A 25,098-nucleotide genomic window follows, 5' to 3' on the forward strand; every position below is an offset into this window, starting at 1 on the left:
GTTATTTGAATCTCATAGCATGTTGGCTGGTTAGTAAATTGTTAAACAAAGGAAAATTATTGGTGCAAAAAATGATGAAAGGCTCAAAGAAATACAATAAAAAAGGCACAATTTTTTATTTGTGCCTGCTTCATGAACTGATGAATAACGTTCTGACTATTTGAATAAATCAGCACTGATGGTGACGTTACCACCATTAGACTGCCATTCTCTAGTGATATGGTAGTATTTTGCTCCTTTCTCTGCTGCGCGCTTAGCAACCTGATAAGAAACTTCCGGTGCAGTCGTGTAATAACCAGAGAAGGTGATGGAATCAAACGGAACCATCTGAGCCGCAGATGCCTTGTTGAGCTCCTGAATTTTTGTACCATTAGGCAACGTTACAGTGTAACGACCACCTTTTGATGTCTGGGTTTCAAAAAAGCGGCCAACCACATTACTTGTTGAAGTTGAAGAAGCAATACCTGGAATTTCTACTTTCTTGGCTTCTTCGCCACCTTGTGCCAGAGCTTGTCGCCCGGCATCAGAATCTGCCGGAATGACGGCATTATTAGATTGAACTTTGCGTTTTGGTGCATCTTCTTTATAGATATATGCTGTGACTATTTGGTTTCCACCATTATTTGGTGCAATATCACGCACAATAAAGAAGGAAGCGGCATCTTTCTTTTTAGCGGCTTTGGCGATGGCTTCTTTAAGATCAGGATCGGTAGGGAAATAACCATTCACCGTTACAGTATCGAAGGGTTCCAAAGTGATCGCTTCAGTTTTAGGTAATTCCTTGATACCACGATAGATGCGATAATTAGGTGTTTTATCTGCTTTTTCCGCATCTTTATGATATAAATCGGCTACAACACGTAAATTGCCACGTCCATTAAGATCGTCGAGACTTTGGATGTAAAAACTTTCAGCGCCTTTTTTATCCGCTTGACGGGAAACCGCATCAGCAGCTTCATAAATTGCATTAAAACGACCAGTGACTGCGATCCGCTCAAACGGCTTGAGTTCTGCGGCTTGTTCTGGGGTCAATTCTTTAGCCGCATGTGCAGCAGTAATCGAGATTAATGAAAGCACCGCGGTAGCGATGATCGTTGTCTTCAGCTTCATAAAAAATCCTTTCGCCTTGCGCATTAAAATATTTATAACGTGCTGAACATTGTTATGTATCACATAGATCGCAATTATTACATGTAATAATGCTAATTGTCGCAAGAATTTACATCTTCTAAATAAGAGATTGTCATTTTTTAGTATATGACTCTAGGAATTTTAATAAATATAGTGAGTTATACGAACTGAAGCATTGTTTAGATTTAAGGGTTATTTTATTTTTTCTGACTTTATTATGATAAATCATTGACATTATTTTCATTACGTTACTATTTTGTATTCTATTGATAGGTTTTGCTGATAGCAGTAATAAAATCAATCTAATCGTTAAATAGGCTTCAACAAGGTAATAATCGGCAATCTTTCATTCTTAAAGAAGGAAACATTATGCATATTGGTGTACCAAAAGAGCGACTTTCTAATGAGGCTCGCGTTGCTGCCACACCATCAACCGTGGAGCAATTGCGTAAGTTAGGGTTTAGCGTCACGGTAGAGACGGGAGCAGGGCAGCTTGCCAGTTTTAACGATCTTGCTTATCAAAAAGCAGGTGCTGACATTGCAGAACTTCATCAAGTTTGGCAATCAGATATCATTTTAAAAGTGAACGCCCCCGCAGATAATGAAATTGCCTTGATGAAAGAAGGTGCGACGCTAGTTAGTTTTATCTGGCCAGCGCAAAATCCGGAATTAGTGGCAAAGTTGTCAGAACGTAAAATAACCGTTTTGTCCATGGATGCAGTTCCACGAATTTCCCGCGCACAATCTTTAGATGCTCTCAGTTCGATGGCAAATATTGCTGGTTATCGTGCCATTATTGAAGCAGCCCATGAATTTGGCCGTTTCTTCACAGGGCAAATTACAGCCGCTGGCAAAGTACCACCAGCTAAGGTCATGATCATTGGAGCAGGTGTTGCAGGATTAGCTGCAATTGGTGCTGCCGGTAGCCTCGGTGCAATAGTCCGTGCTTTTGATACACGTCCAGAAGTTAAAGAACAAGTACAAAGCATGGGAGCTGAATTTTTGGAATTGAACTTCAAGGAAGATGCTGGCAGAGGTGATGGTTATGCAAAAATCATGTCAGAAGCCTTTATCCGAGCCGAAATGGAATTATTTTCTGCACAGGCAAAAGAAGTCGATATTATTGTTACCACCGCGTTGATTCCAGGCAAACCGGCACCACGGCTTATCACCAAAGAAATGGTTGATTCCATGAAATCTGGCAGCGTGATTGTCGATCTGGCGGCACAAAATGGCGGTAATTGTGAATACACAGAGGCCGATAAACTTATCGTGACACCAAATGGCGTAAAAGTTATCGGTTATACCGATTTTCCTAGCCGATTACCCACTCAATCATCACAACTTTATGGTACAAATCTGGTCAATTTACTGAAATTACTATGTAAAGAGAAAGGTAAAGAGAAAAATGGAGAAATCACCATCGATTTTGATGATGTCGTTGTACGCGGCGTCACTGTCATTAAAGAGGGCGAAATCACATGGCCAGCTCCCCCCATCCAAGTTTCTGCTCAACCCACCGGCAAACCTGCGCCGCTGAAAAAAGAAGATAAACCAGCAGAAAAGCCTAAATCTCCGTGGCTGAAATATGGGATGTTTGCGCTAGCGATAATACTATATGGCTGGTTGGCTCACCTAGCACCGAAGGAGTTTTTGTCTCACTTCACTGTGTTTGCCCTATCTTGTATTGTGGGTTATTACGTTGTCTGGAACGTCAGCCATTCATTACATACACCATTAATGTCTGTTACCAATGCTATTTCAGGGATTATTGTCGTTGGGGCAGTATTACAAATTGGTGAAGGGGGATGGGTGAGTTTCTTCTCATTCATTGCAGTGTTAATTGCCAGCATCAATATTTTCGGTGGCTTCACTGTCACTCAACGTATGCTGAAAATGTTTCGTAAAGGGTAAGGGGTAACTTATGTCGAACGGAGTAGTTACAGCGGCATATATTGTTGCCGCCATTTTATTCATTTTCAGTCTTGCGGGACTTTCCCGCCATGAAAGCTCTAAACGGGGTAACATTTTCGGCATCTTCGGTATGGCAATTGCGTTGATTGCTACCATCTTGGGACCCGATACCGGTAAAATTGGCTGGATTATTTTGGCGATGGTCATCGGTGCTGTCATTGGTCTTCGTCTCGCTAAAAAAGTGGAGATGACAGAAATGCCAGAATTGGTGGCTATCCTGCATAGTTTTGTCGGCTTGGCGGCAGTTTTGGTTGGGTTCAATAGCTTCATCGCCCATGATATTTTCGCAAATCCCATTATGGAGAACATTCATCTGACAGAAGTTTTCCTTGGGGTATTCATTGGTGCCGTGACATTTACCGGTTCAGTTGTGGCATTTGGTAAATTGCGCGGAAAGATCTCTTCCAAGCCATTGATGTTGCCACACCGACATAAACTTAATCTGGCAGCGCTGATCGTCTCCTTAATGCTGCTGTTCACCTTTATAAGAACGGAAAGTGTTGGCTTACAAATTTTCACACTGCTGGTGATGACTATCATCGCATTCGCTTTTGGCTGGCATTTAGTTGTTTCTATCGGTGGTGCAGATATGCCAGTTGTTGTTTCCATGCTGAACTCATATTCAGGTTGGGCAGCAGCAGCAGCGGGTTTTATGTTAAGCAATGACTTATTGATTGTCACCGGTGCTTTAGTTGGCTCTTCGGGGGCGATCCTTTCTTATATTATGTGTAAGGCGATGAATCGCTCCTTTGTTAGCGTCATCGCCGGCGGTTTTGGTACAGACGGTACTTCAGCGAATGATGAACAAGATATGGGAGAATATCGCGAAACAATGGCGGAAGACGTCGCTGAACTGTTGAAAAATTCCACTTCCGTAATCATTACGCCAGGCTATGGTATGGCGGTTGCCCAAGCACAATATCCCGTTCATGACATCACCGCGAAATTACGTGAGAAGGGCGTGAAAGTCCGTTTTGGTATTCATCCCGTCGCGGGACGTTTGCCTGGTCATATGAACGTACTGCTTGCTGAAGCCAGAGTTCCTTATGACATAGTTCTGGAAATGGATGAAATTAATGATGATTTCACTGAAACGGATACCGTTTTAGTTATTGGAGCCAATGACACAGTAAACCCAGCCGCTCAGGAAGATCCTTCAAGTCCCATTGCCGGCATGCCAGTATTAGAAGTTTGGAAAGCCCAAAACGTCATTGTGTTTAAACGTTCCATGAATACAGGATATGCGGGAGTACAAAACCCATTATTCTTTAAAGAGAATACTCAAATGTTGTTTGGTGATGCTAAAGCAAGTGTTGAAGCCATTCTTCACGCCTTATAGCGGCATAAGATAATCTTGATACCCAAGAGCTTCATGTTATAACATGAAGCTCTTTTTTATTAAAAAACAATTTACGCTGGTTATAATTTATATTTGCATCTTATTTTTCATCTAATTATTTAAAAATTTGTTTTAATATTAGTTAACCTATAAAAAATATCTAAATTTTATTGTTTTTTTGATAACCAAATCAAATAATGTAACTAATGAGTCTCAACAACAATATGTTAACATAATTGTTAATGACTTTTATTTCACCTTTAAAAATATGATGATTTATTACTGTATAATGATTTTTTATTTCAAAATAAGAATCCCGCCTCATTTAGCATTTCAAAAAATATTCATCATACAATGCATATTGAAAATATAAATACATTATTTCCCGCATTTAAAAAATGTCAAAATAAAAATCATCTAATGCCTAATTTTTTATATAAGAGGGTTGATGAAATATATTTTCCAATTATTTGTTCTATTGCCCTCAATGTATGGAAGAAAAGATCTAAGATCTTTTACGGTAGTTAATAACGGAAGGAAAATTATGACGAATAAATTTGTATTAGAAGAAAATCAATCTGAAATACCTACGCCATATCCTCGCACAGTAGGCAAGGACGGTGAAATCAGATTGCCAACTTCTTGGGCGCAGCGACGCCTATGGTTTATCAATCAGTTTGAAAAGCGAACTACCGTTTATAACATCAGCATAGCATTGAGATTATCCGGTCCATTAGATCAGCAAGCCTTGCAAATAACGCTGCATACATTGATACAACGCCATGAATCTCTCAGAACCACCTTTGTAGAGGTTGAGGGAGAACCCCAGCAAGTAATCAATCCAGAAGGACGTTCTGAATTAAGATGGGTTGACTTGAGCAATATTTCACCGCCAGAGAAAGAAATTAAGTTACAACGCCACCGATTGGAAGAGGCTGTTGAGCACAAATTTGACTTGCAGACAGGTCCTCTAATCCGTGGGTGCATGCTTATTTTAAATCCCAATGAACATATGTTGCTTATCACGATGCATCATATTATCTTCGATAATTGGTCAACCTCTATTTTATTTCGTGAGTTTAGCGAGTTATATAAAGCATGTTGTGAGCGAAAAGATAATTCTCTCAAACCATTATTCGTTCAGTATGCAGATTACGTCCAATGGCAACGTAGTTGGATACAGGGTAATAGGTTGGAGAAACAGTTTAATTATTGGCATGCTCGTTTGGAAGGAATTATTTCACCGTTGGAATTACCTTTAGATCATTCTCGTCCGGTAGTTCGCAGTTACAACAATGCTAGTGTTGACATAATTTTGAATAAAATACTGAGTGCAAAGCTTAAACTTTTCGCACAGCAGCATAATATGTCACTTTCCATGGTACTTTACGCGGGATGGTCAGCTTTGCTATCTCGGCTCAGTGGGCAAACAGATATTGTCGTAGGGATACCAACAACCCACCGCCAGTACCCTGAACTTGAAAATTTGATTGGTTTATTCACCAACACACTAGCACTTCGAGTTTCTGTTACCGCAGAAATCAGTGTTGAGGCTCTGCTTGAACAAGTCAAAAATGTCACCTTAGAAGCCTATGAGCATCAGGATATTCCCTTTGGGCAATTGATTGAAACATTACATCCTCAACATAACCAGAACCACACTCCAATTGTCCAAACCATGTTCTCTTTGCAGCGGTTTCTTTTACATAGTGAACCGGAAAACGAAGTCAATTTATCTGACTTGAGTATTACGCTGGAGGATAAAATCCATGAACCGGTTATCTCTGATTTATCGCTTTCTCTGATAGAAAAAGAGCACCAGATCAGTGGAAACCTGAATTACGCCACCGAGCTCTTTGACAAACAAACAATCCAGCGTTGGATCACCTACTATGTGATCTTGCTTAACGAGATGATAGAGGATACCCAAAAACGCGTCTCTGAATTGCGTATCTTGCCGGAAAGTGAGCACCAACAGCTCATTGAGCTATTCAACGCAACCACGCGCTTTTATCCACAAAATAAATGTATCCATCAACTCTTTGAAAAACAGGTGGAAATATCACCTGACGCCATTGCGCTGATTTCAGAGGATAATACTCACCTCACTTATGCTGAACTCAATCATCAAGCTAATCAGTTAGCTCATTATCTGGTGAAACAAGGTGTGAGAATTGGCGAATATATTCCCATCCTGATACCTCGTAGTACTTCGATGTTGATTGCCCAGTTAGCTGTCCTAAAAAGCGGTGGAGTCTATATACCACTCGATCCAACATTGCCGACAGAACGGAAGACTCTACTTATCAATGATTGTCAAGCCCGCCGCGTTATTGTGGTTGATGATCGTGTTGTTGATGGAATCAAAATCGAACAGGTAACTTTGCAATGCTTCAATATACAAGAAGTTGCTAGTGAAATAGCTTTGTGCGTCAGTGACAATCTTCATTTATCTCTCGTGTCATCACAACCCGCTTATGTGATGTATACCTCAGGCTCAACCGGAGTCCCCAAAGGTGTCATCATTCCTCATCGTGCTGTGAATCGCCTAGTTATTAACACCGAATACGTACAAATTATGCCTACAGACAGTATCGCTCATTGCAGCAATCCCGCCTTTGATGCATCCACGTTTGAAATTTGGGCTGCATTGCTGAACGGGGCAAAAGTTGTGATTGTTCCCCAATGGATTGTGCTTAATGCTGAACAATTTGCCCAACGGCTTCAAGCCCATCAGATAACCGTACTTTGGTTAACGGTGGGATTATTTACTCAGTACCTCAATCCGTTAGCTAACGTGTTTGGTAACCTGCGTTATCTGTTAGTCGGCGGTGATATTGTAGAGCCCGCGACAATTCGGCAATTGCTGGCAGGTAATGCACCACAGCATGTACTTAATGGTTATGGGCCAACGGAAGGAACAACTTTTTCAGCAACTTATTTGATTGATAAAGTCGATGAACAGACATCTAGCATTCCTATAGGCCGTCCTATTTCAAACAGCCAGATCTATATCCTGGATGAGCAACGCAACCCTGTGCCTATCGGCGTGACAGGTGAAATTTACATTGGCGGTGATGGTGTGGCGTTGGGATATTTAAATCGCCCAGAACTGACCGCCGAACGTTTTATTAAAAATCCTTTTAGTACAGATCCGCAAAGGCAACTCTATAAAAGTGGCGATCTCGGGCGCTGGCACGCTGATGGAAATATTGATTTTGTGGGGCGCAATGACCAACAGGTGAAAATGCGCGGATATCGCATTGAGCTGGGTGAAATAGAAACTGCTCTGACTGCGCATGAGGCATTAAGTTCTGCGGTTGTGATTGCTAACAATGACAGCGATGGAAATAAAAAACTCATTGCTTATGTATGTCCAACCGATGCTTGGATTGATAAAAAAGCACAGGAATTTAATGCGGATAATCTCGAACACTGGACAGCGGTATTTGATGACCAATACAGGCACAATGCTGACAACACCGATAACACAATCAATGAAAGCAATGTCAATGAACAAACCGAACATAAAAACGCGATAGAAAGCAACTTTGGAGGTTGGAATAACAGTTATACCGGACAGCCTATTGCAATCAAACAAATGGAAGAATGGCTGACGGGTACAATGCAGCGAATTGAGCGTCTACATCCTCGTCGATTACTGGAAATTGGCTATGGTACAGGGCTACTGTTATATCGTTATGCCAAGGATTGTGAATTCGTTTTAGCCACCGATATTTCGGAAGTCGTCTTGGATCAGCATCAGACAGAACTGAAACGGCGCGGTTGGGATCATGTTCAATTGAGAAGGGGAGATGCCCTTAGTTTGGGAACGTTGACAAAATCCTCCTTCGACACACTTATCATTAACTCAGTAACCCAATATTTCCCTAACCTCCGCTATCTGGAAACTTTATTCAAACAGTCACTCCCTATTATTGAGGCAGGTGGCCAAATATTTTTGGGTGATATCCGAAACTTAGATTTGTTAACAGCACATATTACCGCCATAGAACAAAGTCGACTGAACGGACAACCTATTCAAGCTGGAGCACTGGCAAATCGACTTTATCGGCGTTTGCAACAGGAACAAGAACTTTTACTTAGCCCGACCTATTTTGCCCAATTGCCGGAACGTTACCCTGAGATCAGCCGAGTTGATATCTTGGTCAAACGCGGGGTCGGCGACAATGAAATGCTGCGTTATCGCTATGACGTCGTATTGCATAAAAGGGGCGGAAATTCACAACATTCACAACCTAGTGGTGGATTCGCATTCAATTGGCACAACTTTGAAACACTGGACGGCTTGGGTATTTTGTTACAAACGGGAACAGATGACACATTTGGTGTTTCAGGTATTCCCAATGCTCGTGTCAAAGAGGATTTGGCATTGGCCGAAAATCTCCGGCATTGGACGGCCAATAAATTAATAACCCCACCTGAACATACTGGCCGTTTCTCATCTCAGACAGAAGAACAGATCCAAACATTCGAATCCCTACTTCAGTATGCGGAACAATGTGGTTATCAATGTGGCGTGACATGGTCACAACAACAACCTGATTTGCTGGATGTGATTTTCAGCCGTGGCGAACTGCCGCCAATACAAGCTCGTGCTGCTTATATCCAGACATATAAGGCCAATTATCCTCAGTTGTCTACCGTTACGAATGAACTTTCGACAGAGCTTGAATCTGCCCTGAAACAACAACTGCCTGAGTATATGGTTCCCAGCCTTTATATCCCACTCGAACGATTGCCTCTTACTTCCAGCAATAAAGTGGATAAAAAAGCCTTGCCAGTCCCCAACGAGAATGATTTACGACGGCAGGTTTATGTTGCACCGAGAGACGAGGTTGAGGAGAAACTCAGTCAGTTATGGCAAGGCCTACTAAAAATCAATCAGGTCGGCATTCATGATAATTTTTTTACGCTGGGTGGTCATTCACTCCAGGCGACACGTTTGATCAGTTCAATACGCAATGAGCTACACGTTGAAATACCTCTGAAAAGTGTTTTTGAACATCCAACGCTGGAGCAGTTATCACAAATCACCATGGTTCATCTCATCAAAGAAAAAAGAAAACATTTCCAGACTGGGCAAAGAACAACACAAAAACTATTGAAAGGTGATATATGAAAAACGCCGCGCAAATCATCAATGAAGCTTTAAATCAGGGGATTACCCTGTTTGTTGTTGATAATCGCTTACAATATGAAACTAGCCGCGACAGCATACCGTCGGAACTGCTCAGTGAATGGAAAAACCATAAACAAGAATTGATCGATTTTCTGAACCATATCGATTCAAAAGAGGAAACTCAACCACATCAGTTGCAGGAAATTCAGCGTAATAGTGGTGCAGCACATTATCCGCTTTCTTTTGCCCAGCAGCGTTTGTGGTTCATCGACCAGCTTAATGAAGGCAGTTCCCAATACAACTGCTTAGGGGATTTCAGGCTGCGGGAATCTTTTAATATCAAAGCGTTTGAAGCTGCCGTGAAAAAAGTACTTGAGCGCCATGAAGCGTTGCGTACTCATTTTACAATTATCGATAACGAACCACGGCAAGTTATCGTCACCGCCTACGACTTGCCCATTACATACTATGATCTGTCGGCACTTTCTGAAGCCGAGAAAAAAGAGCAGGTGAAACAACTCGCTAAAGAAGAAGAGAATCTGGTTTTTAACCTCTGCATGGATCTGATGCTGCGGGTTAGGGCGATAAAACTGGCCGAAAATGATTATGTCATTATTTATACGATGCACCATATCGCCTGCGATAGTTGGTCGCTGGCAATTTTTCTCAATGAACTTCTCACCTTATATCGGGCTTATTGTCAAGGAGAAGAGGATCCGCTGCCCCTGCTGAAAATTCAGTATACCGATTACGCCCAATGGCAGCGGAGCTGGCTGCAAGGCGATGTTCTGGAAAAGCAGCAGACTTACTGGCAGAACCAATTATCAGGTATTTCACCACACCACCATTTTCCACTGGATAATCCGCGCCCAGAGAAACAGAACTTAGAAGGACGCATATATCCGCAGCGTCTTTCAAAAAGTCTGACACAAAAAATCAAGGCATTGTGTACTAAACATGAAGTGACTTTATTCATGTTTTTGGAAACGGCCTTTGCCGTACTGCTCAGCCGTTACAGTAATGAAAAGGATATTTTGGTTGGAACAGCTTTGGCTGGAAGAACACACCATGACATAGAACCTCTGATTGGCTTTTTTGTTAATTCCTTGGTTATCCGGACGGACTTATCCGGTCAGCCTACCTTTAGTGAGTTATTAAAACAAAACAGCCGTACCATTCTGGATGCTTACGCACATCAAGACCTGCCTTTTCAGATGCTGGTAGAAAAAATCAGTCCAGAGCGAAACTTAAACCATAACCCCATATTCCAAATCGCATTTACTCTGGAAAATACCCAGCGGGATACAACGCTGGAGCAGGATAACAGTATTGAAATCGAGGAACGTCCGCTACTGAAAGCGAGATTTGATTTAGAAGTTCATGTTTATGAAGAAGAAAAAGAAGGTGAGTTATCCCTTGAGTGGATTTCTGATACTGACTTGTTCAAAAAAGCCACCATTGATAGATTACTCGCCAATTACGCAACCCTGCTTGCGGGTATAGTTGAAGTGATGAACCATCCTGTTGGCATTGAAGAGCCACCAGTTCATGACATTCCGCTTTTGGCCGATGCCGAAAAACACACCTTACTGAATGAGTGGAATGGACTACAGGATCACCGCCACCGTGGGCGCTGTTTCCATGAACTGTTTGAAGAGCAGGCAGCACAGAACCCCGAAAAAACCGCACTGGTTTTTGGCGACAACGTTCTGAGCTATCGGGCATTGAATGAGCAGGCCAACCAGCTCGCACACTATCTGATCGGACAAGGCATCAAACCAGAAACACTGGTCGCGCTCTGTATTCCCCGTTCATTGCAGGCGGTCGTGGCACTGCTCGGCATTCTTAAAGCCGGCGGGGCTTATGTGCCGTTAGATCCCGGTTATCCGAACACACGACTCCAATACATGCTGGATCACAGTGGGGCGGAGTTCATCCTGACCGAAACACATCTGACAGAAAAATTGCCTATCAGCCAGCAAAACGTCATCTGTCTGGATACCAAAGCCGTACAGTCACACCTGCAAAATATGCCGACAGAAAATATCGTCGAACGCCCATTGTTACTGACCGAAAACCATCTGGCCTATGTCATTTATACCTCAGGATCCACGGGCAGGCCAAAAGGCGTGATGCTGGAACACAAGGGTTGGGTCAATCTGGCTCTCTCGCAGGCCACTCTATTTGAAATCGATGCAAACACGCGGGGACTACAATTTTCCTCCTGGAGCTTTGATGCAACAGAATTTGAATTGGCAATGACACTAGCCCATGGTGCAACGCTGTATTTAATTTCAGAAACACAGCAACGTTCCCCTGAATTACTGGATGCCATTGTTGAACAACATCAACTAACACATGCACTTCTTCCCCCCGCTTTACTGCCACATTTAACCCAAGAGAAATGGCGTTCATTGACGACATTGATTGTCGGTGGAGAAGCCATTTCCCCTGATATTGCGATGCAATGGATGCGGGACAGACAACTATTCAATGCGTACGGCCCGACAGAAACCACGGTTTGTGTGGCAATGGCACCATTATTGAGTGAGAAAATCACCATTGGTAAACCGCTAAACAATATCACCGTCCGCATTCTTGATTCCAATGACCGTATTGTGCCCATTGGCGCTGTGGGGGAATTATGCATCGGCGGGGCCCAGCTGGCGAGGGGCTATTTAAATGACCCAGAGATGGACGCAAAAAAATTTATCCTTGAGCCGATGAATGCATCCCATCCCCGGCGCTTCTACCGCACGGGGGATTTAGCGCGTTGGTCATCAGATGGCAATCTGGAATTTATTGGCCGCATTGACGCCCAAGTCAAGGTCAGAGGCTACCGGATAGAGCTGGGGGAAATTGAGGCGGTTCTGGCCGGACAAAATGTCGTAAGTAGTGCTGCCGTGATCACTTATGGTCATGATAGTGAGGATAAAAAACTGATTGCTTATGTCAGCCCCACTGCGGCCTGGTTGGCTGAAAGGGCCGCGGCATGTAATGCGGATTATCTTGAGAGCTGGACAGAAGTCTTTGATGAACAATACCGTCAGGGAACGACTGAAAATGTCGACCTTAGCGTTATCACTGATAAAAGCCAACCAGAGAGTGATTTCGGTGGCTGGATGAACAGTTATACCGAACAACCCATTGCCCTTGACCAGATGGAAGAGTGGCGGGCGGGAACCCTGCACCGGATTGACGTTCTGCATCCCCGCCGTTTATTGGAAATCGGCTGCGGTACGGGATTGTTGTTGTATCGCTATGCTGAGCAGTGTGAATCAGTGCTGGCTACAGATATATCCGCGGAGGTTTTGGCCCGGCATCAGCAAATCCTGCAACAACGTGGCTGGGCGCATGTGCAGTTAAGAAGGGGGGATGCGCTCAACTTGGGAACACTGACCACCGGCGAATTCGATACCGTAATCATTAACTCCGTCGTCCAATATTTCCCCAACCTTCAATATCTGGATAAAGTGCTTGCACAGTTATTGCCCGCTATTGAAGCGGGGGGAAAAATCCTGTTGGGCGATATCCGAAACTTAGATTTGTTAACCGCACATATTACGGCCATAGAACAAACTCACTTAAATGGGCAGCGCATTCAGGTGGGTACGTTGGCAAACCGCATTCAGCGACGCTTACAGCAAGAACAGGAGTTTTTGCTCAGTCCGACCTATTTTGCCCAATTACCGGAACGTTACCCTGAGATTAGCCGAGTTGATATTCTGGTCAAACGCGGGGTGGGTGATAACGAAATGCTGCGCTACCGGTATGACGTTGTACTGCATAAGCGAGGTGAAAATTCAGAAAATGACAATGAAATCGCGCTCACTTGGCACAACTTCGAGACACTAGACAAATTGCGTTCTTTGTTACAAATGGGTACAGACGATACATTTGGTGTTTCAGGTATTCCTAATGCCCGCGTCAAAGAGGATCTTACCTTGGCTGAAGGCTTACGCCATTGGTCTGCGAATCAAATAATCTCTCCACCAAAAGATACAGGCCGCTTCTCTCCTGAAGCGGCAGAGCAAGCTCAAGCCCTCGAATTACTGCTCCAATATGCTGAACAGTGCGGTTACCAGTGTGGTGTGACATGGTCACAACAGCAACCCGACTTATTGGATGTAATTTTCAGCCGTGGTGAGCTGCCACCCGTGCAGGCGCGTACTGGTTACAGTCAAACCCATTTGGCCAACTATCCCCAAATCTCGGCCATTAGCGGTGAACTGTCAGATCTACTTGAATCTGCCCTGAAACAACAACTGCCTGAGTATATGGTTCCCAGCCTCTATATCCCGCTGGAGCGCATGCCACTCACACTGAACAACAAAGTGGATAAAAAAGCGTTGCCGATCCCGAATGAAGATGATCTGCGCCGGCAGGATTATGTCGCGCCAAGAAATGAAATAGAGCAAAAAATCGGTCAGTTATGGCAAAAATTGTTGAACCTCAGACAAGTGGGCATTCATGACAATTTCTTTACTCTAGGGGGACATTCCCTCCAAGCCACCCGCCTGATTAGTTCAATACGTAACGATTTAGACATAGAACTACCTTTGAAAAGCATTTTTGAGTACCCAACGCTCGAACAATTATCGGAAGTTATAACCAATATCCACACCATCAGAGAAAAAAGAAAACATTTCCAGACTGAGCAAGAAACAACACAAGAACTATTGGAAGGTGATATATGAAAAATGCGGCGCAAATTGTCAGTGATGCTTTAGAACAAGGAATTACCTTGTTTGTTGTTAATAACAAATTGAAATATAAAACCAAACGCGACAGTATTCCGCCAGAACTACTCAGTGAATGGAAAAGCCATAAACAAGAGTTGATCGATTTCCTTAATCAAATCGATTCAAATGGGTCGCAATTTATCCCGCGTTATGACAGTGCAGCGCATTATCCGCTTTCATTCGCCCAACAACGTTTGTGGTTCATTGATCAACTGACTGAAGGTAGCCCCCAGTACAACTGTACAGAGGATTTCAGATTTCGGGAGCCGATCAAACTTAAGGCGTTTGAATTAGCGGTTAAGGCACTGCTTGAACGTCATGAAGCGTTGCGTACTCATTTTAATGTCATTGATAACGAGCCTCGGCAATTTATTGTCACAGACTACAACTTACCCATTACATTGCATGATCTATCGGCACTCCCTGAAACCGAAAAAGAACATCAGGTTAAGCAATTGGGGTCAATAGAAGAAGGCACAGCCTTTAATCTCAGCACAGAGCTGATGTTGCGCATTTTGCTCATAAAATTGGCAAAAAATGATTATGTCATTATTTATACGATGCACCATATCGCCTGTGATGGTTGGTCGATGGCAATATTTCTCAGTGAACTCATCACCTTATATCGGGCTTATTGCCGAGGTGAAGAGGATCCGCTGCCACCGCTGAAAATTCAGTATTCTGATTATGCCCAATGGCAACGGCACTGGCTGCAAGGCGATCTCCTAGAAAAACAACGGACTTACTGGCAGAACCAATTATCGGGCATTACGCCACTCCACCGCTTTCCATTAGATAATCCACGCCCTGAAAAATTACATTTAGAAGGACGTATTCATGCGCAGCGTATCTCAAAAAGCCTGACACAAGGAATCAAGGCGCTGTGCACTAAACATGAAGTGACTTTATTCATGTTTTTGGAAACAGCGTTTGCCGTACTGCTCAGTCGCTACAGTAATGAAAAGGATATTTTGGTTGGAGCCGCAATTGCGGGGAGACAGCATCGCGACATTGAATCCTTAATCGGCTTTTTCGTCAATTCATTGGTTATCCGGACGGACTTATCCGGACAACCCACCTTTAGTGAATTATTAAAACAAAACAGCCGCACCATTCTGGATGCCTACGCACATCAAGACCTGCCGTTTGAGATGTTGGTGGAAAAAATCAGTCCAGAGCGAAACTTAAATTACAACCCCATATTCCAGATCATCTTTGCTGTTCAGAACAACCAGCGGGATACGACGCTAGAACAGAACAATAGTATTGAATTTGAGGAGCGCCCACTTCGGACTACCCGATTTGATTTGGAAGTCCATGTTTATGAGGAAGAAAAGGAAGGTGAACTATCTATTTTATGGATTTATAACACTAGCCTGTTTAACAGCGCCACTATTGACCGATTACTCGCCAATTATGGCGCCTTGCTTACCAGCATCATTGAGATGATGAATCACTCTGTAGAGCCGTCCGTCCATGACATTCCACTTTTGGCCGACACTGAAAAACACACGTTACTGCATGGGTGGAATGGACCACAGGATCACTACCAACGCGGGGGCTGTTTCCATGAATTGTTTGAAGAGCAGGCGGCGCGAAGCCCCGAAAAAACTGCGCTGGTTTTTGGCGACAGCACTCTCAGCTATCGGGCATTAAATGAACAGGCCAACCAGCTCGCACATTACCTAATCGAACAAGGTATCCAACCCGATACGTTGGTTGCGATTTGCCTTCCGCGGTCACTACGGGCGTTTGTGGCACTGCTGGGTATTCTTAAAGCGGGTGGAGCTTATGTCCCTCTGGATGCCACTTATCCGAAAGCGCGTCTTCAATACATGCTGGAGCACAGTGGAGCAAAATTCATTCTGACCGAAACACATCTGATAGAAAAACTGCCCATCAGCCAGCAAAACGTCATCTGTCTGGATATTGACGCGATACAGCTATATGTGCAAAACATGCCAACAGACAATATTGCTGAACACACATTGCCCCTGACCGAAAATCATTTGGCCTATGTCATTTATACCTCAGGCTCCACGGGCAAACCGAAGGGCGCAATGCTGGAGCATAAGGGCTGGGTCAATCTGGCGCTCTCGCAGTCAACCTTATTTGGCGCTGATTCACACAGCCGGGGATTACAGTTTGCTTCCTGGAGCTTTGATGCCACGATTTTAGAAATTTCGATGACCCTGGCTTATGGCGCAACCCTGTATTTGATTTCAGAAACGCAACAACGTTCCCCTGAACTGCTGGATGCCATAGTTGAAAAACACCAGATCACGCATGCGGTATTGCCACCAGCTCTGTTGCCTCATCTGGATTTCAACAAATGGCGCACCGTTTCCACCCTGCTGTTAGCGGGGGAAGCCGTGACACCCCAAATTGCAGCCCATTGGTCACAGGGTAGAAAACTGTTCAATGTATACGGTCCAACAGAGTGCACATCCATTGTCACCACAGGCCTGTTAACGGGGGAGCGAATTACGATAGGGAAACCGTTACCAAACACTGTGGTTCGTATTCTGGATCCCGACGGTAATCTGGTGCCCATTGGCGTTATAGGGGAGTTGTATCTTGGAGGTATTCAATTGGCTCGTGGTTATTTGAATGCACCAGAAATGACAGAAAGGCAATTTATTCTTGATCCATTCAATACAAGTCCTGAAAACAATAAGTTGTACCGCACTGGCGATTTAGTTCGTTGGACTCCCGATGGTTTATTGGAGTTTATTGGCCGCATGGATTCTCAGGTCAAAATTCGCAGCCATCGCATAGAGCTGGGGGAAATTGAGGCGGTTCTGGCCAGTCAGGATGCCTTGAGCAATGCTGCCGTGATTAATTATGGTCATGATAGTGAAGATAAAAAACTGATTGCTTACGTGTGTCCCAGCGTAGACTGGCTAGCTGAAAAAGCGGCGGCATTAAATGCCGAGTATCTTGAAAGCTGGACAGAAGTCTTTGATGAACAATACCGCCACAATACAGAAAATGCCCAAACCGAAAGCATGAACAATACAATGGCATTAAATACAATGGCATTAGATAGTGATTTTGGCGGTTGGGTGAACAGCTATACCGAGCAGCCGACTGCCCTAGACCAAATGGAAGAATGGCGTACGGGAACCCTGAACCGGATTGAAACCCTGCATCCCCGCCGTTTACTGGAGATCGGCTGTGGTACAGGATTACTGCTGTATCGCTATGCTGAACAGTGTGAATCAGTGCTGGCTACAGATATCTCCGCTGAAATTTTGGCTCGGCATCAGCAAATCCTGCAACAACGTGGCTGGACGCATGTTCAGCTAAGAAAGGGAGATGCACTCAATATTGGGACTCTCACTCCTGATGAATTCGATACTGTTGTCATTAACTCTGTCGTTCAATATTTCCCCAATATTCAATATCTGGACAAAGTGCTGGAACAGTTACTGCCGGCTGTTGAAGTGGGAGGGAAAATCTTACTGGGCGATATCCGCAACTTAGATCTGTTAACTGCACATATCACAGTCATAGAACAAAGCCGCCTAAACGGACAGCGTATCCAAGTGGGCACACTGGCAAACCGCATTCAGCGTCGTTTACAGCAAGAGGAGGAATTTTTAATCAGCCCAACTTATTTTGCCCAATTACCGGAACGTTACCCTGAGATTAGCCGAGTTGATATTCTGGTCAAACGCGGGGTGGGTGACAATGAAATGTTACGCTACCGGTATGACGTCATACTGCATAAAAGAGGTAAAAATTCAGGACATGGCAGCGAATTTGCCTCTAATTGGTACAATTTCGAAACACTGGAGAATTTGCGTACTCAGCTACAAACGAGGGCAGATGACACATTTGGTGTTTCAGGTATTCCTAATGCCCGCGTCAAAGAGGATCTTACCTTGGCTGAGGGGTTACGCCACTGGTCGGCAGAACAGTTGGTATCTTTACCTGAACTGTCGGGCAGTTTCTCCCCGCAAGCGGCAGAGCAGGTTCAGGCATTTGAATCCTTACTTCAATATGCAGAACAATGCGGCTATCAGTGTGGCGTGACATGGTCACAACAGCAACCCGACTTATTGGATGTAATTTTCAGCCGTGGTGAGCTGCCACCCGTTCAGGCTCGTACTGGTTACAGTCAAACCCATTTGACCAACTATCCCCAAATCTCGGCCATTAGCGGTGAACTGTCAGAATTACTTGAATCTGCCCTGAGAAAACAACTGCCGGAATATATGGTTCCCAGCCTCTATATCCCCCTGGAGCGCATGCCGCTCTCCTTGAACAATAAAGTGGATAAGAAAGCACTACCCACTCCGAATGAAGATGATTTGCGCCGGCAGACTTATGTCGCGCCAAGAGATGAAGTTGAGAAAAAGCTCTGTCAATTATGGCAGGGATTACTAAAAATCAGTCAGGTCGGCATTCATGACAATTTTTTCACGTTGGGCGGTCATTCACTCCAGGCGACGCGCCTGATCAGTTCGATACGTAATGAGTTGGACGTTGAAATACCATTAAGGAGTATTTTTGAGCATCCAACACTTGAGCAGTTATCACAAGTCATTACTGTTTATCTTGTCAAAGAAAGCAGAAAAAATTTCCAGGCTGAGCAAGAAACGACACAAAAACTATTGAAAGGTGATATATGAAAAATGCTGCGCAGATTGTCAATGAAGCTTTGAGTCAGGGAATTACCCTGTTTGTTGCTGATAACCGTTTACAATATGAAACCCGTCGCGACAGCATACCGTTAGAATTGCTCAGTGAGTGGAAACTTTATAGGCAAGAGTTGATTGAATTTCTGAACCATGTCAATTCAGAAGATGAAATGGACATACATCGGTTGCAAGATATCCAGCGTAATGGTGGTGCAGCACATTATCCGCTCTCATTTGCCCAGCAACGCCTGTGGTTCCTTGATCAACTTAATGGAGGCAGCCCCCAGTACAACTGTACAGGGGATTTCAGGCTACAGGAATTAATGAATATTAAGGCATTTGAGGCTGCCGTTAAAGCGCTGTTTGAACGCCATGAAGTATTACGTACCCATTTTAAAACTATCGATAACGAACCACGGCAAGTTATCGTCACTGACTATGACTTGCCCATTATACACCATGATTTGTCAGCACTTTCTGAAACCGAGAGAAACCATCAGTTAAAACAACTCGGCAAAGAAGAAGAGAGTTTGGTTTTTAATCTCAGCACGGATCTGATGCTACGCGTTCGGTCAATAAAATTGGCTGAAAATGATTATGTCATTATTTATACGGTGCACCATATCGCCTGTGATGGTTGGTCAATATCGATATTTCTCAGCGAATTTCACACCTTATATCAGGCTTATTGCCGAGGTGAAGAGGATCCGCTGCCACCATTAAAAATTCAGTATGCTGATTATGCCCAGTGGCAGCGGAACTGGCTGCAAGGCGAGATTCTGGAAAAACAGCTGACTTACTGGCAGAACCAATTATCAGGTATTACGCCACTCCACCGCGTACTACTAGATAATCCACGTCCAGAGAGACAGAATTTCGAAGGTCGTACTCATACACAACGTATTTCAAAGCACCTAACACAAGATATCAAGGTATTGTGTGCCAAACATAAAGTGACTTTATTCATGTTTCTGGAAACGGCTTTTGCTGTGTTGCTCAGCCGTTACAGTAATGAAAAAGATATTTTGGTTGGGACAGCACTGGCAGGAAGAACGCACCATAACATAGAATCTCTGATCGGCTTTTTCGTTAATTCATTGGTTATCCGGACGGACTTATCCGGACAGCCCACCTTCAGTGAGTTATTAAAGCAAAACAGCCGCACCATTCTGGATGCCTACGCACATCAAGATCTGCCATTTGAAATGTTGGTGGAAAAAATCAGTCCAGAGCGAAACTTAAACCATAACCCCATATTCCAGATCATCTTTGCCGTCCAGAACAATCAGCGGAATATGACGCTGGAGCAGGATAATGTTATTGCGTTTGAAGAAAGTTCGCTTCTCACTACCCGATTTGATTTAGAAGTCCATGTTTATGAAGAGGAAAAGGAAGGTGAGCTGTCCATTGTATGGATTTCCGACACCAGCCTGTTCAATAGCGCCACCATTGACCGATTACTCGCCAATTATGAAACCTTGCTGACCGGCATTGTTGACGCGATGAACCATCGCATTGGCACTGAACCTTCCGTCCATGAGATCCCACTCTTGGCCGATACCGAAAAACACACCTTACTGAATGAGTGGAATGGGCTACAGGATCACCGCCACCGTGGGCGCTGTTTCCATGAACTGTTTGAAGCGCAGGTGGCGCAGAACCCCGAAAAAACTGCGCTGGTTTTTGGCGACAACGTTCTGAGCTATCGGGCATTGAATGAGCAGGCCAACCAGCTCGCACACTATCTGATCGGACAAGGCATCAAACCAGAAACACTGGTCGCGCTCTGTATTCCCCGTTCATTGCAGGCGGTCGTGGCACTGCTCGGCATTCTTAAAGCCGGCGGGGCTTATGTGCCGTTAGATCCCGGTTACCCGAAAGCACGCCTCCAATACATGCTGGAGCATAGCGGAGCCGGGCTCATTCTGACTGCAACGCATCTGACAGAAAAATTGCCTATCAGCCAGCAAAACGTCATCTGTCTGGATACCGATGCCGTACAGTCATACCTGCAAAATTTGCCGATGACGAATATTACCGATCGCCCCTTGCCCCTGACTGAAAATCATCTGGCCTATGTCATTTATACCTCCGGCTCTACAGGTAAACCCAAAGGTGCAATGCTGGAGCACAAGGGTTGGGTGAATCTGGCACTTTCGCAAGCGGCCCTGCTTGAAATTAATGCAAACACGCGGGGGTTACAGTTTTCCTCCTGGAGCTTTGATGCGACTCAGTTTGAACTGGCTATGACACTGGCGCACGGTGCAACGCTGTATTTAATTTCAGAAACACAGCAACGTTCCCCTGAGCTACTTGATGCCATTGTTGAACAACATCAATTAACACATGCGCTTCTTCCCCCCGCTTTATTGCCACATTTAACCCAAGAGAAATGGCGTTCATTGACGACATTGATTGTCGGAGGGGAAGCCATTTCTCCCGATATTGCAATGCAGTGGATGCAGGGCAGGCAATTATTCAATGCGTACGGCCCGACAGAAACCACGGTTTGTGTGGCGATGGCACCATTGTTGAGTGAGAAAATCACCATTGGTAAACCTTTAAATAATATTACCGTCCACATTCTTGATACCAATGACCATATTGTGCCCATCGGCGTTGAAGGGGAACTGTGTATCGGCGGGGCCCAGCTGGCGCGGGGTTATTTACATGACCCCGAAATGAGCGCCAAGAAATTTATCCTTGATCCGATGGACGGTGCCCATCCCCGGCGTTTATACCGCACGGGGGATTTAGCGCGTTGGTCATCAGATGGCAATCTGGAATTTATTGGCCGCATTGATTCTCAAGTTAAGGTCAGAGGCTACCGGATAGAGCTGGGGGAAATTGAGGCGGCTTTGACCGGAAATGACATTTTAAGCAACGCTGCTGTGATCACTTATGGTCATGATAGTGAGGATAAAAAACTGATTGCTTATGTCAGCCCCACCGCGGGTTGGTTGGCCGAAAGAGCCGCGGCATGTAATGCGGATTATCTTGAAAGCTGGACAGAAATCTTTGATGAACAATACCGTCAGGGAACGACCGAAAATGTCGATCTTGGCATTATCACTGATAAAAGCCAACCAGAGAGTGATTTCGGTGGCTGGATGAACAGTTATACCGAACAACCCATTGCCCTCGACCAGATGGAAGAGTGGCGGGCAGGGACTCTGCACAGGATCAGGGCTTTCAAGCCTCGGCGCTTACTGGAGATTGGTTGTGGTACAGGATTGCTGTTGTATTGCTATGCTGAACAGTGTGAATCGGTGTTGGCCACTGATATTTCGGCGGAGGTTTTGGCCCGGCATCAGCAAATCCTGCAACAACGCGGCTGGGCACATGTGCAGTTAAGAAGGGGAGATGCGCTCAACTTTGGGACACTGACCACCGGCGAATTCGATACCGTAATCATTAACTCCGTCGTCCAATATTTCCCCAATATTCAATATCTGAACAAAGTGCTGGAACAGTTAATATCGGCTGTTGAAGCGGGGGGGAAAATTCTGCTGGGCGATATCCGGAATTTAGATTTGTTAACCGCACATATTACGGCTATAGAGCAAAGCCGTTTGAATGGACAACGTATTGAAGTTGGTGCACTGGCAAACCGCATTCAGCGACGCTTACAACAAGAGCCGGAATTTTTGCTCAGTCCGACCTATTTTTCCCAATTGCCGGCGCGTTATCCTGAGATCAGCCGGGTTGATATTCTGGTCAAACGCGGCATTGGTGACAATGAAATGCTGCGTTATCGTTATGATGTCATATTGCATAAAAGAGACGAAAATGCGAGATCTGGTAATGATCTGCCCTTGTCCTGGTACGATTTTACGTCCCTTGAAACCCTGCGCAATTTGTTACAGATAGGGGCAGACGACACATTTGGTGTTTCTGGTATTCCCAATGCCCGCGTCAAAGAGGATCTTGCCTTGGCTGAGGGGCTACGCCACTGGTCGGCAAATCAGGTGATAATCCCACCAGAATATACAGACAACTTCTCCCCAGAGGCGACAGAGCAGACTCAGGCATTTGAATCCCTGCTTCAATATGCGGAACAATGTGGTTATCAGTGTGGCGTGACATGGTCACAACAGCAACCCGACTTATTGGATGTAATTTTCAGCCGTGGCGAACTACCACCCGTGCAGGCGTGTACTGGTTACAGTCAAACCTATTTAGCCAACTATCCCCAAATATCAGCTATTGGCAGTGAACTTTCAGAGCTACTCGAATCAGATCTGAAAAAACAACTGCCTGAATATATGGTTCCCAATCTCTATATTCCTCTGGAGCGGATGCCGCTTACCTTGAACAATAAAGTGGATAAAAAAGCGCTGCCTGTTCCAGATGAAAATGACTTGCATCGGCAGAGTTATGTTGCACCGAGAAATGAAGTTGAGAAAAAGCTTTGTCAGTTATGGCAAGAGCATTTGAAAATCAACGAAATTGGCATTCACGATAATTTCTTTGCACTAGGCGGTCATTCACTTTTGGCGGTTAAAATTACAGCATCCATCAAAAACGCATTAACCGATAATTTCACCATGCACCAACTATTTACGAATCCGACCATTGCACAAGTTGCACATGTGATCTGTAACGCTAAAAAGTATGAAATACCTACGGATGAATCAGAACAAAATATATCTGATGGCAGAATACCTATTTCTTATTGTCAGAAGATATTTTGGTCTTTTGTTCAAGAAAATGTGTTGGAAGACAGCTTTCATGCGCCAGTTACTTTGCTGATGAACGGAAAACTGGATCGCAGTGCATTGGAAAAAAGTTTGAATACTATTCTAGAGCAACATGAAAGTTTACGTTTTAAATTTTATCAAGAAAATGGACAGATTTTCGTGCAGCCTAACAACAACATGAAAATAAATTTACAAATTATCGAATTGCTGCCAAGAGGAATGGAAAAAGAACAGCTTATTATTGAAATCAAAAAACTCTGGGAAGAAAAACTGAGAACGCCTTTTGATATTTATAATGGCCCATTAATCAGGACATTCCTAATACCCATTTCGGAAACAAATTCTGTATTACTTATTGATATTCATCATATTGTTTTCGATGGTTGGTCATCCTATATCATTATGGATGAACTTCGTAAATCGTATGCCGCTTATTCACAAAATAAAGAGCCTATTCTGCCTCCAGTTGCTATGAAATATTCGGATTACGCCTATGATTTGCAGAGGCGTCATAAAACTGAAGAATATCAAAAACAGATGAAATTCTGGCAAAAACAATTTTCTGATGTGAATATGGGACACGTTTTTCCGATTGATTTCAGCAAACATTTGGCTTCAAAATATCGATTTAATGTCCGTCGCATCAATATACCTCATTCATTGACTAAAGCCGTTTCACAATATTGCGAAACTAACAATATCACGCCTTATATGCTATTTATGGCTCTGTTCCATACTTGTCTTTTTATGCATTCGGGTGAATCACAGCATATTGTTACCTCTCCACAAGCTGACCGTTCTAGCATGGAAAGTCATCAAACAGTAGGGATGTTTTTGAATGCCTTAATAGTAAAATCAACGATCAGTAAAGAGATGAGCCTGCATGATATCATTAAACAGATCAGTCAGTTTATCTATAGTGCTTTGGGGAACTTAGATATTCACATGTCCGCAGTTATTGATACTGTGGGAAAAAAGGTGAGGGATGCCATCTTCAACGTTATCTTTAACTATGCGGATGCCTCAAATCTCTTTGACTCTGTAGATGTATCAAGTGATGAAAAATTATCCACCACAAATCTTAATATGGAATTGATAAATATCGATCCCGTTCCTTTCCAGTCACTCGGGATAAACCTCATAAACATACCACAAAATATCATGTGTGAGATTAGTTATAATCCAGAGCTGTATAGCGAAGAAGTTGTTGACAATCTGACCAAACATTATGAACAACTATTGAATGTTATTACATCCGGTCAGGAAAAAGAAAATATCAGTCGATTTTATGACTAAGTCCTTTTAAGGAATAAATAGGGGGGCCTCATGGATGAGGCGAATATGAAGACATTAGCGCTCATGGCATTAGAGTATTTTCATAAAGAAGGATTGTATGTCAGCGTTAATAATATAAACGGTATTA

At 43.9% G+C, this 25,098-nt stretch carries 7 protein-coding genes; 6 read left to right on the forward strand and 1 reads right to left on the reverse strand.

The window, feature by feature from the left end; translation table 11 throughout:
- Nucleotides 1–156 precede the first annotated feature (156 nt).
- Complete coding sequence (ydgH, locus tag H8A87_RS00790) at nucleotides 157–1,110, reverse strand: DUF1471 family protein YdgH (RefSeq protein ID WP_198688134.1); 954 nt, start codon at nucleotides 1,108–1,110, stop codon at nucleotides 157–159.
- Nucleotides 1,111–1,500: 390 nt separating this feature from the next.
- Between ydgH and pntA the strand changes: the two genes are divergently transcribed.
- The 6 genes from pntA (at nucleotide 1,501) to H8A87_RS00820 (ending at nucleotide 24,971) form a co-directional block, all read left to right on the forward strand.
- Nucleotides 1,501–3,045, forward strand: a complete 1,545-nt coding sequence (gene pntA, locus H8A87_RS00795) for a Re/Si-specific NAD(P)(+) transhydrogenase subunit alpha (RefSeq protein ID WP_198688135.1) — start codon at nucleotides 1,501–1,503, stop codon at nucleotides 3,043–3,045.
- A gap of 10 nt (nucleotides 3,046–3,055) precedes the next feature.
- Entirely contained in the window at nucleotides 3,056–4,444 is a 1,389-nt protein-coding gene (pntB, locus tag H8A87_RS00800; RefSeq protein ID WP_198688136.1) for a Re/Si-specific NAD(P)(+) transhydrogenase subunit beta, read from the forward strand.
- A 544-nt stretch (nucleotides 4,445–4,988) separates the two neighbouring features.
- A complete protein-coding gene (locus H8A87_RS00805) occupies nucleotides 4,989–9,587 on the forward strand; it encodes a non-ribosomal peptide synthetase (RefSeq protein WP_198688137.1) in 4,599 nt (1,532 codons plus the stop codon).
- Nucleotides 9,584–14,284, forward strand: a complete 4,701-nt coding sequence (locus H8A87_RS00810) for a non-ribosomal peptide synthetase (RefSeq protein ID WP_198688138.1) — start codon at nucleotides 9,584–9,586, stop codon at nucleotides 14,282–14,284. The genes H8A87_RS00805 and H8A87_RS00810 overlap by 4 nt, the downstream gene beginning before the upstream one ends.
- Nucleotides 14,281–18,966 (forward strand): non-ribosomal peptide synthetase, encoded by a 4,686-nt coding sequence (locus H8A87_RS00815; protein WP_198688139.1) that lies wholly within the window; start codon nucleotides 14,281–14,283, stop codon nucleotides 18,964–18,966. Before H8A87_RS00810 ends, H8A87_RS00815 begins: the two co-directional genes overlap by 4 nt.
- A complete protein-coding gene (locus tag H8A87_RS00820) occupies nucleotides 18,963–24,971 on the forward strand; it encodes a non-ribosomal peptide synthetase (RefSeq protein ID WP_198688140.1) in 6,009 nt (2,002 codons plus the stop codon). Before H8A87_RS00815 ends, H8A87_RS00820 begins: the two co-directional genes overlap by 4 nt.
- Nucleotides 24,972–25,098: the final 127 nt, after the last annotated feature.

It is taken from the genome of Xenorhabdus lircayensis (assembly GCF_016306625.1).
GTDB lineage: Bacteria > Pseudomonadota > Gammaproteobacteria > Enterobacterales > Enterobacteriaceae > Xenorhabdus > Xenorhabdus lircayensis.